Origin of the sequence: Fictibacillus sp. B-59209 (genome assembly GCF_036216745.1) — a bacterium.
GTDB classification, from domain to species: Bacteria; Bacillota; Bacilli; order Bacillales; family Fictibacillaceae; genus Fictibacillus_C; species Fictibacillus_C marinisediminis.
This window is the reverse complement of record NZ_JARMMC010000014.1, coordinates 188929-205793: the sequence shown is the minus strand read 5'-3', so window position 1 is coordinate 205793 and position 16865 is coordinate 188929. Positions and strand designations below refer to the sequence as shown.

General features: G+C 44.9%; 17 protein-coding genes. 3 read left to right on the top strand and 14 right to left on the bottom strand.

Going from position 1 to position 16865, the window contains the following annotated elements; all coding sequences use genetic code 11:
- Positions 1-67 precede the first annotated feature (67 nt).
- Positions 68-550, top strand: a complete 483-nt coding sequence (locus P4361_RS10120; protein WP_328089280.1) for a hypothetical protein — start codon at positions 68-70, stop codon at positions 548-550.
- 127 nt (positions 551-677) lie between these two features.
- Positions 678-860 (top strand): DUF2759 domain-containing protein, encoded by a 183-nt coding sequence (locus P4361_RS10115; RefSeq protein ID WP_053357891.1) that lies wholly within the window; start codon positions 678-680, stop codon positions 858-860.
- Between the two features lie 48 nt (positions 861-908).
- On the opposite strand, the gene P4361_RS10110 is transcribed toward P4361_RS10115, so the two are convergent.
- The 5 genes from P4361_RS10110 to P4361_RS10090 form a co-directional block, all read right to left on the bottom strand.
- Entirely contained in the window at positions 909-1217 is a 309-nt protein-coding gene (locus P4361_RS10110; protein WP_256226037.1) for an MTH1187 family thiamine-binding protein, read from the bottom strand.
- Positions 1218-1371: 154 nt separating this feature from the next.
- Entirely contained in the window at positions 1372-2562 is a 1191-nt protein-coding gene (locus tag P4361_RS10105) for a M14 family metallopeptidase (RefSeq protein ID WP_091004673.1), read from the bottom strand.
- A gap of 322 nt (positions 2563-2884) precedes the next feature.
- Positions 2885-3862 carry an ROK family glucokinase gene (locus P4361_RS10100; RefSeq protein ID WP_328089276.1) on the bottom strand — a complete coding sequence of 326 codons (978 nt, stop codon included), beginning with the start codon at positions 3860-3862 and terminating at the stop codon, positions 2885-2887.
- A 27-nt stretch (positions 3863-3889) separates the two neighbouring features.
- Positions 3890-4081 (bottom strand): YqgQ family protein, encoded by a 192-nt coding sequence (locus P4361_RS10095; RefSeq protein WP_053357887.1) that lies wholly within the window; start codon positions 4079-4081, stop codon positions 3890-3892.
- 96 nt (positions 4082-4177) lie between these two features.
- Entirely contained in the window at positions 4178-5218 is a 1041-nt protein-coding gene (locus tag P4361_RS10090) for a M42 family metallopeptidase (protein WP_062234998.1), read from the bottom strand.
- Positions 5219-5355: 137 nt separating this feature from the next.
- Here P4361_RS10090 and P4361_RS10085 point away from each other — a divergent pair, with 137 nt between their 5' ends.
- Positions 5356-6222: a hypothetical protein gene (locus P4361_RS10085; protein ID WP_062234995.1), complete on the top strand. Its 867-nt coding sequence runs from the start codon at positions 5356-5358 to the stop codon at positions 6220-6222.
- On the opposite strand, the gene P4361_RS10080 is transcribed toward P4361_RS10085, so the two are convergent.
- From P4361_RS10080 to P4361_RS10040, 9 genes are all read right to left on the bottom strand, one after another.
- Positions 6203-6946: an HAD family hydrolase gene (locus P4361_RS10080; RefSeq protein ID WP_328089271.1), complete on the bottom strand. Its 744-nt coding sequence runs from the start codon at positions 6944-6946 to the stop codon at positions 6203-6205. The two genes, P4361_RS10085 and P4361_RS10080, sit on opposite strands and share 20 nt — an antisense overlap.
- 28 nt (positions 6947-6974) lie before the next feature.
- Complete coding sequence (locus P4361_RS10075; protein WP_328089269.1) at positions 6975-7151, bottom strand: hypothetical protein; 177 nt, start codon at positions 7149-7151, stop codon at positions 6975-6977.
- A 44-nt stretch (positions 7152-7195) separates the two neighbouring features.
- Complete coding sequence (locus P4361_RS10070) at positions 7196-7813, bottom strand: molybdenum cofactor guanylyltransferase (RefSeq protein ID WP_328089268.1); 618 nt, start codon at positions 7811-7813, stop codon at positions 7196-7198.
- Positions 7804-8595 carry a DUF92 domain-containing protein gene (locus P4361_RS10065; protein ID WP_328089267.1) on the bottom strand — a complete coding sequence of 264 codons (792 nt, stop codon included), beginning with the start codon at positions 8593-8595 and terminating at the stop codon, positions 7804-7806. Before P4361_RS10065 ends, P4361_RS10070 begins: the two co-directional genes overlap by 10 nt.
- Positions 8595-9164 (bottom strand): 5-formyltetrahydrofolate cyclo-ligase, encoded by a 570-nt coding sequence (locus P4361_RS10060; protein ID WP_328089266.1) that lies wholly within the window; start codon positions 9162-9164, stop codon positions 8595-8597. The genes P4361_RS10065 and P4361_RS10060 overlap by 1 nt, the downstream gene beginning before the upstream one ends.
- Before the next feature lie 250 nt (positions 9165-9414).
- Positions 9415-9564 carry a 50S ribosomal protein L33 gene (rpmG, locus tag P4361_RS10055; protein WP_007202187.1) on the bottom strand — a complete coding sequence of 50 codons (150 nt, stop codon included), beginning with the start codon at positions 9562-9564 and terminating at the stop codon, positions 9415-9417.
- 119 nt (positions 9565-9683) lie between these two features.
- Positions 9684-11651: a glycoside hydrolase family 15 protein gene (locus tag P4361_RS10050; RefSeq protein ID WP_328089265.1), complete on the bottom strand. Its 1968-nt coding sequence runs from the start codon at positions 11649-11651 to the stop codon at positions 9684-9686.
- Positions 11652-11657: 6 nt separating this feature from the next.
- On the bottom strand, positions 11658-14069 hold the full coding sequence (locus P4361_RS10045) for a sugar phosphate nucleotidyltransferase (RefSeq protein WP_328089264.1): 2412 nt from the start codon (positions 14067-14069) through the stop codon (positions 11658-11660).
- A gap of 14 nt (positions 14070-14083) precedes the next feature.
- The gene (locus P4361_RS10040) at positions 14084-16861 is read right to left on the bottom strand and encodes a 1,4-alpha-glucan branching protein domain-containing protein (protein ID WP_328089263.1); all 2778 of its coding nucleotides are present in this window, start codon (positions 16859-16861) and stop codon (positions 14084-14086) included.
- Between the last annotated feature and the right edge of the window lie 4 nt (positions 16862-16865).

Below are 16865 nucleotides of genomic sequence, written 5' to 3'. Positions count from 1 at the left end.
TCCCTCCATTGCAATCTATTTCCCCCTATTTTACACTAAAATTAAAAAAGATGCGGAGGAGACGGCTTTGTCGCTTTGTTATGGAGTTGAGATAAAACCGGTTTCTAAAAAACACCCTGCTGCTGCAGCCCAAGTTGTCAGAAAGACAGCCGAACTGGCCAATGTGTTCGACCGGAGCGGAGAGATCATTATTGTAAAAACGATGGAAGAAGCTCTTGCACTAAAAGCCTATTATGAAACGCAGAACTATTTCGAAGAGTTGCATCCCCTTTACTCTCCAGAATCCTTCCAGCCTACAGACCGCTTTTGGGACTATGGATTCCGATCAGCTTCTCAACACTTTTACCTCTTTGAAGACACTGTTCTATCCTTCACGATAAACGGAGGTACCATCCAGGGGATCAGCATGGCCCTGTTTCAGCTCGACGAACATTTAATTGGGACAGAACAACGGGACCACAGCTCAAAGTACTTCGTTGACAAAGAAGAAAAAGAACTGATCGAAAAATATGCAAGTGCTTACAATATTGCCATTACAGTCCAATCTTAATAAAATGGAGACTGTACAAAAGTTAACAAAACAAGTAAAATAGTACAAGGCAGTACCCGGATTTTTTGCTATACATAGGGAATTCAGTATTTAAGTAGATTACTCCAGAGTAAGGGGGGCATAGGATATGGCTTTAGCCATTATTTTCGCAATTGTTACAATTTTTGCTGCTCTAGGTTTACTGCGGTCATTAAAAATTAAGAATATGTTAGGTTCTGGTTTTGCGTTTCTTACATTTGCAGTATTTGGCTGGTTTACCATCATGACCTTTATCGATTTGTTCACAGGCGGAGGCTCTACAGGCCACTAAACCGAACAGCAAGAAACCATCCGCGAAGTATCGCGGATGGTTTTTTATTTACCCTTGCATTTTGTTCCGTACGCTTTCCAGTTTGGATTTCATCGTAGATTTCTTGTCTCTTCGATCATCAATGCGGATATTTGTAGCCACCCGCTGTATGCCCTCCTGAAAGGGCGCTTCATGCATTTCTTTGATGACGTTTAATAAAACATCCAGCTCCCCTTCTACAATGGTGTTCATCGAGGTCAGTTCGTAGTTAATCTGATCATTATATTTTTCAAGAACACGCTGTATTCCTGCAACATATGTACTGACACTCGGGGATTCTGTCCCGATCGGGATAACCGTAATGTCTATAATAGCCATAATAACCTCCTGAGTTAATAGAATCGAGAATACTAACAGTGTACCATGATTTAACCCATAAGAAAAAACCAGCACCTAGTGAAGTGCCCCCAATTGTTAGTTTGGACTCACAATTGGGTGCACTTCTTTTATGGCTGCTGGTTTCTCCGCTTCTTTACATGTACAGACTGGCCAGAAATATACCAAGCGTATCTTTATAAATTTCCTGGAATTGCGAAAGAGGAAGCGGATTTACACCGATCCCCAGTTCGATAGTAAAACCCGGTTTGCGAAACTCCTGTATGAACCAGTCTTTGTATCCCGCGTAACTGTCTACGTAGCGGACTGCTTTATAGCCGCTTACACGTTCGAATTCTTCGGCGATCTTTTCGGCTTCATCCGGTTCTTCCTTCTCAAAGCCCCAATAAAATTCTTTCCCTTGGGTGTGAAGAGCGATAACACGGTCAAAATTTTCGTCGACCGTCAGATTGGCTATCGCCTTCGCTTCGGGCTCGGAAAGCGGATAATCTCCCGGATAATCTCTTGGAGCCGGTTCTGCCGGCTTTCTAGCTTTTTCGATCTCCCACCGTGCCGGAAGCTGGTTGTTTAAATCCACTCCCCTGATGTTGGCCTTCCAGTCTTTAAAATTGGGATGCTGCTTGTTTAAGGTTTTGACCAGGCTGCGGTACGGCTCTATATCGGGCGGACCCTGCAGTACGAGATCGACACCATCAGGATCGACCATTGGAACGGCTGACAGCGTCGCTGATTCGTACAAAGGCAGCATATTGATTCCCCGGATGGGTGTATTATTTGTCAGCGCCAACAAGTAATCGTTTAAAAAAACCATCAAGATGCCGGTCGTTATCCATTCATTTGCATGAAAAGAGGCATTCACGTGCACCTTCTTTCGCCCTCTTCCGCATTTCAGCTGAACAAGGTCTTTTTTTAATACCGATTGTCCAAAACAGTCAGAGCGAATGAAGGGATAAAGAGAGCATAAACGCTGAAGATCGTATTTCAGAACACTATAATCATACGGCACACCGACTGAAACGACACGGTGTACCGCTCGCTCCGGAACATTCACGACCATTCCCTCTTTGAGAAGCTGTGCATTATTTTCCTGATTCAATATAAACAAGCCATCTAAAGAGACATTGTATCTCCTAGAGAGGGAATGGAATGTGTCTCCTTTTTTTACCGTATGCTCATGATGAAAATAGCCGGGAATGAGCAGCGAAGATCCGGGCAGCAAATATTCGGGATCCGTTTGCAAGTTGGAATCCAGCAGCAGCTGTAAGGGGAGTCCAAATAATTGGCTGTAATAAGAAAACGTATCTCCCTTTCTTACCGTTATTTTCATAAGCTCCTCCTCATCATGTAACCTCTACCTTTCAGTGTATTCAACCCGAAGTTAAGTCATGAATGAAAAGAAAAAGGGGCTGTCCAAGAAGTCTGGAAGCCGTTGATTTCCGTTTCAGACCGCTCGCTTTCCGCGGGGCGTGCGGTGAGCCTCTTGGCGCAAGCGCCTGCGGGAGTCTCACCTGTCACGCTAGTCGCGCAGGAGTCTCGCACCTTCCACTATAATCAACTTTTCATTGAAGATTTTTTGCGCGAAAAAGGAGCTGCCTGAAGGTCAATTTTTGACTTTCAGGACAGCCCCTTTCTGAAAAGCTTTATACGGTTTATAGTACTGTTTCCTCATGCAATTTTTTCGCCATCCAGGCTCCCCCGTATACACCTGCATCGTTTCCTAGTGAAGCAATAGCAAATTCCGCTCCTTCTTTTACACGCGGAAGTGCAAACTTATCAAAGTTTTGTTTGACAGGCTGAAGGATTTTATCTCCAGCTTTTGATACTCCGCCGCCAAAAACAATTTTCCCTGGATTGATCGCATTCCCAAGGTTCGCGATCATAAAACCGAGGTGATATCCCACGAGCTCCAAGACATACAGCGCCAGCTCATCCTTCTTATCAGCAGCGTCAAAAACATCCTTAGACGTGATTCCATCCTCTTTTTCCTGTTCTTTATGAAGGATGGAATCCGGATATTTTTCCAAACCTTCACGAGCAAGGCGGCATATGCCTGTAGCAGATGCTATGGTTTCAATACACCCGGTTTTGCCGCAATTGCATGGTGCACCACCTTCAGGAATGGCTGTAATGTGCCCGATCTCTCCTGCCATTCCGTTGGTTCCGTGAAGAATTTTCCCATTGGCGACGATTCCGCCTCCAACACCCGTACCAAGTGTTACACAAAGGAGGTCTTTGGCTCCATCGCCGGCCCCCCTCCACATTTCTCCGACAGCTGCAAGATTGGCATCATTATCTACGACTACAGGCAGCCCTGTCTCCATTTCCAGACGTTCTTTCAGCGGGAAGTTTACCCAGCCGATGTTGACCGCATGGTAGATAAATCCGCGGGACAGATCTATAAATCCAGGAGCTCCCATGCCGATTCCATTGAGCCTGGATTTCTTTTCGCCAAGCTCCTCCAGAACAGAGTCGATGCTTTTCGCAATATCTGTTGTGATATTTTTTCCTTTTTCAGAGATATCCGTTGGGATCTCCCACTTCTTGATCAGATCACCATAGTCGCTGATAAATGCCATTTTAATTGTTGTTCCGCCAAGATCTACGCCTACATACCATTTCTCAATCATAGCTGTCACCCTTTTATATCAATTTTATTAGCTGAATTTTTGATAGTTAGCTTTAATAATCAGCAGTGCCATCTTAAATTCCTGTTGATCGATCAAACCTGAATCGTACAGGGTTCTTAGTTCATCCTGCATCAGCTCAAGATCAGCCATCCGGTGTCCGGTATAAATAAAGATTCCAAATCTCTTTAAGAGCTGCTGCACATCATATAGCGTTTTCATTTTATCACCCTGATTATTATAGCAGAGACAGAAGAAAAAAACCGCTGAAAAGACAGCGGTTTCTTTCTGTTTCTTATGAAAAAATCTTCAAACTCATCAGACGAGTTCAGACTGCATGTAATGAAGCAGCAAAGTCGCCGTATGCCGCAAGGACTGTACGTGAGTGCGTTCATAGGCATGTGAAGCATCGATCCCTGCTCCTACCAATCCGTGCTTAATGTCATAGCCTGCTTTAATGGCCGCCGATGCATCAGAGCCATAAAAAGGATAGATATCCACACGGTAGTCGACACTATGCTCTTCAGCCAGTTTGACTAAATGTTTGCGCAGTCCGTAATGATAAGGGCCGCTGGAATCTTTCGCACAGATCGACACAGTGTACTCATCGGTCGCCTGCCCGTCACCGATCGCTCCCATGTCGACTGCGATATATTCAACCGTCTCTTCTGAAATATTGGAATTTCCGCCGTACCCGATCTCTTCATTGTTTGAGATAAGGAAATTCACAGTATAAGGCAGTTCAATCCTTTGATCTTTAATCACTTTAATAAGATGCATCAATATACCGACGCTTGCTTTATCATCGAGATGCCTCGATTTAATAAATCCGCTCTCTGTAATTTCCACCCTTGGTTCAAAGGATACGAAATCCCCTACCGAGATACCGAGTTTTTCTGTCTCCTCTTTTGTTTTCACCTGCTGGTCGATCCGAACTTCAATATTCACTTCGTCCCTTTTTGCGTCACCCGCATCTTTATAAACATGGACAGACGTCTGATGCATTAGGATGGTCCCTGTATAAATTTTTCCGTCAGTTGTATGTATCTTGCAATATTCTCCTTCGACTGCGTTCCAGCGGAATCCTCCGATCATGGTGAGCTTCAGGCGTCCGCTGCCCTTTATCTCTTTCACCATTGCACCCAGCGTATCCACATGCGCCGTCAGCAAACGATGCTTCGAATCGTCCTTTCCTTTAATTGTCGCGATCAGCCCGCCTTTATGGTTAATGTAATACGGAACGTTTTCCTTTTTCAGGAAATCGCTCACATAGGAAATCGCGTGATCTGTATAGCCTGCTGGGCTTGGAATACTGACTAAGTCACTAATATTCTGAAGTATTTCTTGTTCATTGATCATGATGTGCCTCTCTCCTATAATCGTCTAGTTCTTCACTATAAGAATTTCTTTCCTTCTCATTAAATTCCTTCTTCTTTCTTTAGCCGGCTATGCATAAACATGGAACAACAGTCTGTCCAGCGGGGTGGTTAATTCCTATGAAAATGAGAAATTGGCTTGGTGTCGTTCTGCCTGTTTTTTTCGCAATACTCTTTTTTATGTATTATTTTGGCAGGGAACCTGTCAAAGAAAGTATCATCTTTTTTCCCATAGACACCCAAGTAACCTTCACAAAAGCAACGACGAATGTCACTTTGGGCGGCTCAACTGCTGAAAATTATACACTCAATTGGGATGTATCATCTGAAACGAACAAGCCTGCCTATCTTCGGCAAGATATTTCCATGTTGTATGCGAACGGTGTATTAACAAGCACGATGAACAAATGGGAACAAGACACCAGAACACTTAATCAGTCTAAAAAAGTGCCTGGAGGGAACGATCAATTGTCTCAGAGTGTCAGCTATCACTATGCTGAAATTCATAGAAATGAAGACACCTATCGCAGCGCCCAGGCGATGAGCAAAAAAAATCTTTATGTCTATCACAAAGGCAGCTCCTTCTCTTCTTTCCAAAACCCAAAGAACAGCAGTGAGCGATCTGTAAAAACCAAATTGGATGTTAAGACCTATCCATTTCTTCAGCAGACCTGGAGCGGGGCCAAACAGTTCTACAATGTGAACGGCGCGAATTACAATGCTGTGGCACTAAACGATCTGCCCCAGTACCAAAACAGTCCGCTCCCTGGTTTCACACAAGACCAGACGAATAAAATTATCGGCAACCTGTGGGAAGGACTGTATAAAAATTATTTTCTCGGTGTCAAGAAAAGCAATGGATCCAAAGTGGGCCCCATCGGCAGCAGCATGCCGCTTATCCTGTTCAGCAAGGATAAGACCCATTTGATGGTCCTGTTTAAGCTCAAGGACGGAGAGTATATCCAGCTCATTCAATATACGAGATAAGAAGCTGATTCAGTTCAGAGACCGAAGCAGCTCTTCTGTATTCCAAATGACTGCCTTGTGTTTTCGGCTCACTCCTTCTTGTAGTGAGCCAGACCGCTTTCCATCCGGACACGGTGGCAGGAAAAATATCCTGGTCCCAAGAATCACCGACATAAAGAGGATTGCTGCAATCCGTTTTCTCTTGAATCTTTTCAAATATGGCGGGATTGGGTTTTTGTACATTCATCTCGTCAGATATAAAGACATGTTGAGGCTTTATCCAGTTCGTAAGGTTTAAGGCCTCTATTTTATTTCTCTGAACCGTTTTCTCTCCATTGGTAATGATGCCCATCAACATTTTACGATCACAAAGTTCCTGTAAGATTTGTGAGACCCCTGCATACAGCTTACAATACGATGGGATGTACGTTCTGAGACGTTCTTCAAAAACAGCAGCAGCCCTATGGGATCCTGCTTGCAGTCCGCATGCCTGCAAAGAAGTTATAAATCTTTTGTTCTGATACGCGGTACGGGAAAGATCACCGCACTCATAGCCAGCCCAAAAATGGTCGCAGTATGTTTTGAAAATTATAAACCAATCCAGTTCAATATTCACTTTGGTGCACCCTACTATCATCCGTTCCCCATACATTTCTGAGAAGCTTTGCATAGCGGCAAGCCCAAAAGCACGGTCATAATCAAAAAGTGTATTATCAAGATCAAAAAAGATTCCGTTTGCTTTCATACCAAAAAGAAGAGGCGCGAACAGCGCCTCAGAACATTTCCTTCATAAATTTATCACGCAAACCCGGAAACGACATCATTCGGCCAACCGCGAATCTTCGGAGCAAAGGCACTCCCAGTATGACATTGAGCAGCCGATATCTGTACTGATAACCTATCAGGATCAAGGAAACAACAAGGGCAAGCTTGAATATAAATCTAGTCACAGAGCATTCCTCCTTGCTCTTACTTTTTGCCATGATTGTGCAAATTATTCCCTTAGCCCTTTTTCTATATAAAGGGAGTAATCTTCCTGTGTATTAATATTTATAAAATCATGTGGATTCCAATCACCGCAGAGTTCATCGATGTACTTCGTATTTACAGATTGCAGCAAACCATGCATGCTCCTCTTCCCTTCAGTAAGAAGCTGGGATATGACCGGTTTGCAGCTCTTATGGTAAAGTGCGGCAAGCGGCTGCTGGCGTTCTTTCACGACAGGCACAACTGCCTGAATTCCCGGAATACTCAACGCAGCGGTTAAAAGGATCTCATATATTTCAGTTTTCATGAGAGGCATATCACACGTGATGACCGCGTACCAGTCAGCTTCCTCTCTGATGTTCATCGCCGTAAGAATTCCCGCCAGCGGCCCTTGTCCTTGCAGGTATGGAAGGTCCTGGATCACCATTGCAGATGAAGCTGACAGTTTATGGGCGATGGATGGATGCGCAACGAGATAAACAGAGGATACAACAGGTTTCAAACAAGAGACAGCCCGTTCATAAAAATATTCACCATCATAACGAGCAAATGATTTATGAATGGGAAAACGGGATGATTCTCCTCCGGCAAGTACTACACCCGTACAATTCATTTTCATAACCATAGGATCAGCACCCCTGCTGCTAGCCCTGCAGCTGCACTGGAAACAAAATTCACGGCATTGTTTGTGACGGCAGGCGAGCCTTTTAGTTTGCTGCATTTTACACCGCAGTGATCCGCCTCTTCCACTTCAATTCCACATACCTTACATCGGTAGGAAAGTTGAATTGTCCCGCCGATCAGAGTATCGAGAACATTGCCCAAAAATCCGGCAATGCCCACAGCCAAGAAGACGATAAAGGCCCGGCCGCCATGAAAAAACAGCATTGCCCCTGCCACACTGATCACAAAAGAACCCAGTACGGCTGCCGTGAGCCCAAGGGGAGACACCGCGCCCGATATTCCTCTTTCTACTCGTTGTCTGCGGAGGATATGATATGGTTTTGCTCTAGAGAGGACTCCCACTTCAGAAGCCCAAGTATCAGCTGCGGCTTCTGCCAAACTGCCGAGCAAGAGAAGCAGCCAAAAAGGATGCGGAAACATTAAATAGCCTGCTCCTGCAAAAAACGCGCCGCCTCCATTCGCAAAGACCTGTCCCGCATCTCTCCCTTTTGATTCTTTTACGATCGTTCTCATCTGCTGCTTTTTCACTTTTCCCCATTTACTTAAAAGTGAGGAGCTGATAAAGAAAAGAAGGAGCACGCTCAGCCCGTTGAAACCAAAAGCCCCATAAACAACCATACCCATTCCCCAGCTGGCAAATGCTCCGCTCAGTGTGAGCATTTTAAGTTTAAAGGACGCAAAAACAAAGCAGCCCAGGATGATGCCAAAGACGATCCATCCCATCAAAATTCCGCCTTATAAACACCTAGATCTGTTACAATCCATTGGACAGGAATATCGAACGGTTCAACAGGTATCGAATGTGAGAGCTGAAAGTCGAAAGCCAAAGAAACCGTATTTCCGTCATAGGATGCCAGGTACCTGTCATAAAATCCGCCCCCAAAACCGATGCGGTAACCTTCTGGACTAAAGATCAAGCCAGGTACGATCATCAACTCGATATTATCGGCAGAAGATAGCTGAGTATTGGAACGAATCGGTTCATAAAGGTTCATGTATACATTTTCCAGGTCCTCAAAAGAGGTGATCTTATAAAAATCCATCGCCCTCTCCCCATCAGTGCTGCACTTTGGAACACTTACTTCTTTTCCTTCGACCCATGCTTTTTTTATAATCTCCCGGGTATCTACTTCAAATCCCCTCGAAATCGTAATCCCGATATGCTTCGCGTTCGACCATAACGGCATGTTGAATAACTGCCTGGCAATATCTTTACTCTTCGTTTTATGTAACGTTGAGTCCAGAGACAGCAGTTTGTTTTTCATTTCTTTTCTTAAGTTCTTCTTCTCCATACCGCATCTCCTCTTAAAAATCATTCTCATTCTTATTTTACCAGTTACTTATCTAACAGCAACTGTATACTGACTGTTATTCCCTGCATCAAAACTTCCTCCATAAAGCAAGGACTGCCGTTATCACTCCCTTTAAAGCTATGTGCTCATTATAAAAGGAAGTAATGAAGAAGTGATGAAGAGAAAAAAAGCAAATAAAAAAGCCACCTAATCCCATGTCTACCAAGGATTTAGGTGGCTTTTCCTTACATTACTTCGTTTCACGGTGCAATGTATATTTTTTTAGTCTTGGGCTGTACTTTTTAAGCTCTAAGCGCTCTGGGTTATTACGTTTGTTTTTCTTCGTAATATAGTTGCGATCACCAGTTTCAGTGCAAGCAAGAGTGATGTTTACACGCATGTATTTTCCCTCCAAACCTTAACCATTACAAAAATGGCGTACTGCTTTGATTGATTTGTTTCCAAATTAATTCATACTTTAATATAATACCAGACACATTTAATTTCAGCAAGTGCATTTTATTCAAGACGTTCATAAGCTTGAATATAATCGACAACGACATCCACGAAGGTCGCGTGGGACCATGTTAATGGGGCGACGGACAGCGGTTCACCAGAGAATGGATGCAGCTGCTCAGGCAGAACTCCGCTTGAAAATGCGTGGGAGACCACCCAGTGCAAGTATTCCCTGCATTGCTTGAGGCCGTTCCGGTCAACGGCTGCAGCAATTTTCCATTTCGCAAGCCACAGTGTACAGATTAGCCAAGGATTGCCTGGCACCTTCTCCACTTCATGGGTCTGCTGAAAATAATAATCGTTAAAATACCTTGCGACTCCGCCAATCGGTGTTTTGATATACAGTTCCCGCTCAATTGCCTCCATCGTAGACTGCACTCTTTCATCATTGGCGGAAAAAACACCGAATGCAAACAAGCCGTACATGCTGCTTTCTATCGTATAATCTTTCGTTATTTCCCGATTTTCCTCGTTCAAGTAAATTCCCCGGAGGAACCGGCCGGCTTCTTGATCGTAAAGATGGTTCTCCATTCCTTTTTTTACGCGCTCTGCTCCCGCTTTGTACCTTGCAGCCCTGTCATCTTCCCCAAATAAAAGAGCAAAAGAGTGAGCTGCCATCAAACCGCCGTAAACAGCTGAGCACGTAAACGAAAAGATTCCCCTTCTTTCTTCCCACAAGTCATAGGACGGATTGGGCAGATCAAGCTCCTCATCCATGAACTGAAGAAGAAAACGGGCACCCGGCCTTATAAGCGATCGGTAAAGAGATTGGGCAAATTCGATATCCCCGGTCTCTTTATAGTGCTCCCAAAACGCCCATAATACGAGTGCCGTTTCATCCTCTTGTATCGGCAGCTGTTCTTTCCCGTCTTTTCCGACAGTCGGATGCCAGCTTGAACCAATCGAGCCGTCTGGATTGTATTTATGGTGCAGAAAACCTTCTTTTGTCAGCACGTCTGCACACCTTCTATAGAAATTTTTCACCATCCCCTGATAGCCGGCTTTGGCGATTGCCGCTGCCACAAGTGCACCGTCCCTCGGCCACATATAGCTGTAATGATCCCGGTTATATTGCTGGATGTCAGAATCATTGGCAGCCATGATATAGCCATTTTCATTAGTCTGAGTCCGGACAATGAGCAGGCTCCGTTTATACAGAGCTAAAATCTCTTCCTCCAGATCTGTATCTGGCAGCGGTGATTTATTCGCCCATCTCCTCCAGTAGATCATGATCTTATCAATAGTCAATGATGGTCCGATTTCTTTGATGTATTCGTTCAGTGCAAGGATCTCTTCCCTGTTCCTCCCAATGGTCATCCAATAAAAGGCTTCAACGGTTTCTTCTCCTCGAACTTCATGTTCCACAGAAAAGGTGCTGTCTACAGATCCCTGGGCGATCGGATTAATGTGCAGCGATCCATCCTCGGCATCCTTCCATGTTCCTTCAGCGCTTTGGAACCGTTTGATTCCTGTCGTATACTGTGATATGCCATTATCTCCAAAAAGAGCATTAAACAAAAAATAGCGATTCTTTTTGTAATGGATAATAGACCTTGAATCCGGGGCGTAAAAAGCAGTATCTCCAACCTCTGTCTCATAAATATTTAAATCCTGATGAAAAAAGAGCCGGATTTTCTTTTCCTTCTTCGAGGTGTTCGTCACTTTTATTCGGCGCAAAAACATATTTTCACGCTGATGAACACCGTCTTCAAATACAAGGCGAATGCCCATCTGTTTGTTTTCAGCCGTACAGCAGGTTACAAGAGAATCTTTATGATAGTCCGTATGGACGCTCCAGTGTTCCGAAGACAGCCAGGAGAAATGGCCATCTGACCATATCCCCACTCTGTTTGCATGTCCCTGAACGTGATTTTGCTGTCCGACATAAGGATAATAAATGTCTCTAATCTGAAGGTGCTGATCAATGTTTACGAGAATTTTTCCGTTTCCGGCTACAAGCTGCCTCGGCATGATCCATTAAACCTTCTGATACAGCCGGATTTTATCGATGAACTCAGCTGCAGCTTCTTTCGCCTGATCCATGTTCGATCCCTGCGAATACACAGTGAAGACCGGCTGTTCTACATCCGGAAGAATCAGTGTCCAGCCGCCTTCAGGATGAAAGACTTTGATGCCGTCGACGAGTTCCACATTATTATCACGGATATCCTCCATAAGCTTTCTCATGACTTTTCCCTTTTTATCCCATGGACAAGGAACATACTCTCTCAGCATATTCACATTTGGCAGCAACCCTACTAGTTCTGACAGTGTGATCTTCTGGGTAGCCATCATCTCCAGGATGTGAATGAGTGCATACTGGGCGTCGTACTGAAAATTCATCACCCCGGTGCCGACTTCCATAATGGATCGAGGATTGGCTTTCGTGCGGATGAGCCTTCCGTTCAAACGGCCGGCCAGGCTGTCAAGGTCAGAAGAACCATAGACCGGGATAGCCATTTCGTGTTGTTTTCCTTCGTAAAACGTCACGAGAACATATAGAGAAAGCATCGTTTCCTCATCGAGCAGTTTTCCAGACTCCGTGATCAGGCTGAGCGTTTCTCCGGCCTCACCGACAAGAATCCCAAGATTGGCATTCGTCACTCTGACAAAGGAAGCCATTTCCTCAGGTCCCGTCTCAGATGGAACGGTCAAGAACTCACAATCCAATTTATGAAAAAGGATAGGAATAAAGCTGAGATACGGCTGGTGATTATAGTTTACAACGATTCGAAACTTTGAATTTCTGATTCTTTTTTTATTGACGGTCTGTAAAAGGGCTTCAATATATTCTTCGTTTTTATAATTGTTGTAGGTACTTTTGCCGATCATGTCAAAAGCGGCACGTCGGTAATCTTCTTGCCAATAAGCATTCTCGATCTTCCGTTCCTGATCAGGATGGATCGGCAGGCCTTTGTGGTCATAGAACTCGATTAACACTTGCTTTTCTCCGCCTCTGTTTGAAAAACGGATGTAGACACCGCCTTGAAGATTATCCATCTCAATCGCAAAACGGACGACAGGAGCTACCGTAGGGCTCGTATCAAGAGTATTTACCCCAGATGACAACAATCCCTGGATGAAGGCCTGTTTAATCATTCCGGAGAAAGAATGAGAATCACTGGCGATCGCGATGTTGGAACCGTAAGGCAGCACAGCTCCATACGCAGAAGCAAGTCTTGCGATATAATCAGGTGTGATCTCTACATTGGCGATCCCTGAGACCCCGCGGCTGCCGAACAATGACTTGGTCGCTTTTCTTCCCCAGATCAATGAAGTATGCACAAGTGCTTCATCGTAGATCTCTTTTTCCGGCCAGATTTTCACTTCCGGCTTTAAAGTGGAGCGTTTTCCGATCTTGCAATGATTGCCGACAACAGCATGCTCGTAGATCGTTGCTCCCTGCTCGACCATCGTTCCATTTGCAATGGTTGCACCCCTCAGCTCGCTTTCGGATCCCACATAAACATCATGCCAAAGAATGCTTTTCTTTAATGACGCTTGAGAAGAAATGACATTATTCCGGCCAATGACAGAATAGCTTTTTATATCCGCTCCTGCCCTGACGACTGTTCCATCCGCAATATGTACCGGCCGTTCCAGTTTTGCGCCGTCTTCAATGACAACATTGTTCCCGACCCAGATTCCCTGGTCGATCTCATGCCCTGAGAACGGCAGGTTGACAAGGCCATCCAGCATGTCGCGGTGTGATTGCCGGTACTGATGCAGGCTTCCGATATCCGACCAGTAGCCTTCTGCCGGGTAGCCATACAATGGCCGCTCTTCTTTCATCAGGAGAGGGAACAAGTCTTTGCTGAAATCCGTCTGAAAATCCTTCTCCATATATTGAAAAATTTCCGGTTCGAGGACATAAATGCCCGTGTTGACTGTATCGCTGAATACTTCATTCCAGCTTGGTTTTTCAAGGAAACGGATGATCTCTCCGTTCTGATTGGTCATGATCACACCGTATTCAAGCGGAGATTCGACCTGTTTCATAAAGATCGTAACGAGAGCGTCCTTTTCCTGATGGTATTGGATTCCCTTTAGTAGATCAAAATCCGTCAAGGCATCACCGCTGATCACGATGAAGCGCTCATCCAAGAAATCTTCTGCGTTTTTAATGCTCCCTGCTGTCCCTAGCGGCGTCGTTTCCTCAAAATAATGAAGGTTAACGCCAAAGTCACTGCCATCTCCAAAATAATTTTTGATGGCCTCTGGCATATAATGCAGCGTTACTGCGATATCCGTGATGCCATATTTTTTCAGCAGCTCAATGCTGTACTCCATTACGGGTTTATGCAGCAGCGGCACCATTGGTTTAGGCAGATTGCAAGTCAGTGGACGAAGACGGGTTCCTTTTCCCCCAGCCATTATTACACCTTTCATTTATACACAGCCCCTTATACCGGATTTTTTTCTAAACATTGTTCATACAATGCGCTTGTTTGTTGAGCAATTTCTTTCCAGTTAAATACGGTTTCCGCTTCTCTCTTGCCGTTGATGGCGAGAGTGCGCCGTAAATGTTCATCTTGAGCAAGGGTCAGGACTGCCCATGCCAGACTTTCCGGATTGCCGGGATAGATTTTCAGCCCGGTCTCTTCATGGCGGATAATGTCTCTCAGTCCGCCCGTATCTGAAACAACGGTTGCTTTTCCTGCCACCATCCCTTCCAGGGCAACAATGCCGAACGGTTCATACAGGCTCGGAAATAACGCAATATCGCATTCCGACAGGATCCGGTTTCTGTCATCATCTGATACAAAACCGGTAAAAGTAACGTAATCTTCAAGTCCCTCCCTATGAATTCGATCGCGGTATTCATCCAGCATCGGACCTTTGCCGGCAATCATAAACTTGATGTTGCCCATCCTCTGTTTGACCAGATGTGCGGCTTCGATGATGGTCTGGAATCCTTTTTCTTTTACTACACGCCCTACTGAGAAAACAAGAATTTCATGGTGCTCTTTAAAACGGAAACCATCCAAAACCTCTTCTGTCTGAATCAGTTCAGGATCAACCCCGTTTGGAAGGATATGAATCTTTTCTTCAGGTAACCTGAACACCGCGGCAACTTCTTTTTTCATATATGGGCTGCACACGATGACTTGGCTCGCTTCATAGCAAAGTTCCCACTCTTTTTGATTGATCTCATATTGAAGGGCGTTATGAATTCCATTGTTGCGGCCATGTTCGGTCGCATGGATCGTTGCGATCAGCGGGATATTCAGTTCCTGTTTTAATCCTTTAGCGGCCACACTGACAAGCCAGTCATGGGCATGAATGCAATCAAAATCAATTTTTTTGGAAAGTTCTCTCCCTTGATCGGCGATCGCAAGGTTCAGGCTGCCCGTCCAGTGGAAGAACTCCTCGGTCTGAGGCTGATTGGACCTTACTCGATAAACATATATTCCCTGGTTGATCTCATAGTCAGGGTAACCGTCTACATGGCATGTGACGACATGGACCTCGTGGCCTTGTTTAACAAGCGTTTTGGCTAGATCAAATACATGACGGGCGAGCCCGCCGACTACCATTGGCGGAAACTCCCAGGATAGCATAAGGATTTTTCGTTTTTCTTGTTCAGGCTTCTGGTTGTAATGCTGCTGTATATAGAGGTCATGCGGAGTTTCAAAATAACTTGTATCAATACTTTTTAAAAATGGGAAATCCTTTTCAAAAGCTTCGATTGATGCAGTATTATTTGGAGTTTGCTGTAACAGTTCCTTGATGGTATGGAATCGTTCAATATGGGTTTTAAAACGCTCATTGGCATACTGTGCTGATGTTTCATTATCAATGATAAATGCCCAGTCTGAGCTGGCAGCCAGCATCCATTCCCTAATCAACTGTTGAACGTAGCGTTTTGTAACAGGTGTGAGCGGCGAGTGCAGCGCAACGGCTGATATGATCTCTCTTTCACATTTATGCAGATGCCGGTACATCCACGCATTCTTCTCATTTAACCAGACTTCTCCGTATTCATTGCGTCCCCAAGTTGAAAAAGAAGCGTGTACAGTTTCAAGGTCACGATAATGGCGGCTTATAAATTCAGATGGAGTAATCCATTCTACTCTCCCGGCACTTGCTTGCTGAAACGCAGAGATCCAATCTGTACCCTCGAACCACCAGTGCCCGAACAATTCAGCATCAAAAGGTGCCGTAATAAGATGAGGAGGGAAGCATTCGTCTTCCTTTTCTCTGAGCCGGGTTTCTATCGTCTCTGTAAAGTGCTCTGCGTGCTGTCTTATTTTTCCTTCTGCCCATTCACGGACATAGATCTGTTTATCTTCGACGGGACCTGTGATCCGGTGATATTTCAGGCCGGTATCGATCCTGATTCCTTCTGGATGGATATGAGGAAGGATATAATCAAGCTCCCTGTTATAGGCGATATCCCGGTAAAATTCACGGTAGTCTACATCACCCGGATAACCGTTCACCGAACTCCATACTTTTCCGGATATTTCGCGGTTTCTTGGAAATAGTGCCACTCCATGCGGCGAGTAGACGGGGGAACCGATGCCTCGTGCAGATTTGGGGCTGCTGTTCAGGAGCGTTTGTTCATCGACAAATGTGTACAAGATCCCTTTCTGATGGAGCAGCTGATCGATGCCGGGAGTGTACGCACACTCCGGGAGCCAGAATCCTTTAGGTTTTTCACCGAAATGATGTTTAAATGTTGCGATACCCATATCGATTTGAGCATGTAAGGCTTCGCGGGTCTGAACGTAAGGTAAGAACGTATGTGTAGCCGCTGTTGTGAAGCATTCGAGTGCTCCCGCCGAATGGTAATGTTTAAAACCATTGAGCAGATTCTGGTTCCATTTAAAAAATGTGTCCCGAATGTTCTTATAACGCTCACTGTAAAATTGGATGGCTTTCGCTTCGTCTTGATCGAGAGTGCGAAGTTTTTCTTTTTTAATGAGATTTTCCGTACTATCCAGATACTCCAAATATCTTCTTTGCAGTACAGGGTCTGCCAGCATTTCCATCACCGGCGGCGAAAAGGAAATACTCCAGGTGAAGCCTTCAGGCTGACGCTCAAGCACCCAAAGCAGCGGGATGTAGGTCTCTGTCATTGCTTCGAACACCCATCGTTCTTCGAGCCGGTTAGCCTCTCTGTGCTTTACGTAGGGAAGATGGGCATGCAGTATAAATGTGAAATAGCCACTTTTCATTGAT

Coding starts and splice junctions, on each gene's coding strand:
- P4361_RS10060 (WP_328089266.1), bottom strand. CDS start 9,164: ATGGAGAAGAAGAACTTAAGAAAAGAAATGAAAAACAAACTGCTGTCT.
- P4361_RS10085 (WP_062234995.1), top strand. CDS start 5,356: ATGAAAATGAGAAATTGGCTTGGTGTCGTTCTGCCTGTTTTTTTCGCA.
- P4361_RS10105 (WP_091004673.1), bottom strand. CDS start 2,562: ATGAAAATAACGGTAAGAAAGGGAGATACGTTTTCTTATTACAGCCAA.
- rpmG (WP_007202187.1), bottom strand. CDS start 9,564: ATGCGTGTAAACATCACTCTTGCTTGCACTGAAACTGGTGATCGCAAC.
- P4361_RS10115 (WP_053357891.1), top strand. CDS start 678: ATGGCTTTAGCCATTATTTTCGCAATTGTTACAATTTTTGCTGCTCTA.
- P4361_RS10100 (WP_328089276.1), bottom strand. CDS start 3,862: ATGATTGAGAAATGGTATGTAGGCGTAGATCTTGGCGGAACAACAATT.
- P4361_RS10080 (WP_328089271.1), bottom strand. CDS start 6,946: ATGAAAGCAAACGGAATCTTTTTTGATCTTGATAATACACTTTTTGAT.
- P4361_RS10045 (WP_328089264.1), bottom strand. CDS start 14,069: ATGAAAGGTGTAATAATGGCTGGGGGAAAAGGAACCCGTCTTCGTCCA.
- P4361_RS10065 (WP_328089267.1), bottom strand. CDS start 8,595: ATGGGATGGATCGTCTTTGGCATCATCCTGGGCTGCTTTGTTTTTGCG.
- P4361_RS10110 (WP_256226037.1), bottom strand. CDS start 1,217: ATGGCTATTATAGACATTACGGTTATCCCGATCGGGACAGAATCCCCG.
- P4361_RS10070 (WP_328089268.1), bottom strand. CDS start 7,813: ATGGTTATGAAAATGAATTGTACGGGTGTAGTACTTGCCGGAGGAGAA.
- P4361_RS10050 (WP_328089265.1), bottom strand. CDS start 11,651: ATGCCGAGGCAGCTTGTAGCCGGAAACGGAAAAATTCTCGTAAACATT.
- P4361_RS10095 (WP_053357887.1), bottom strand. CDS start 4,081: ATGAAAACGCTATATGATGTGCAGCAGCTCTTAAAGAGATTTGGAATC.
- P4361_RS10040 (WP_328089263.1), bottom strand. CDS start 16,861: ATGAAAAGTGGCTATTTCACATTTATACTGCATGCCCATCTTCCCTAC.
- P4361_RS10090 (WP_062234998.1), bottom strand. CDS start 5,218: ATGATCAATGAACAAGAAATACTTCAGAATATTAGTGACTTAGTCAGT.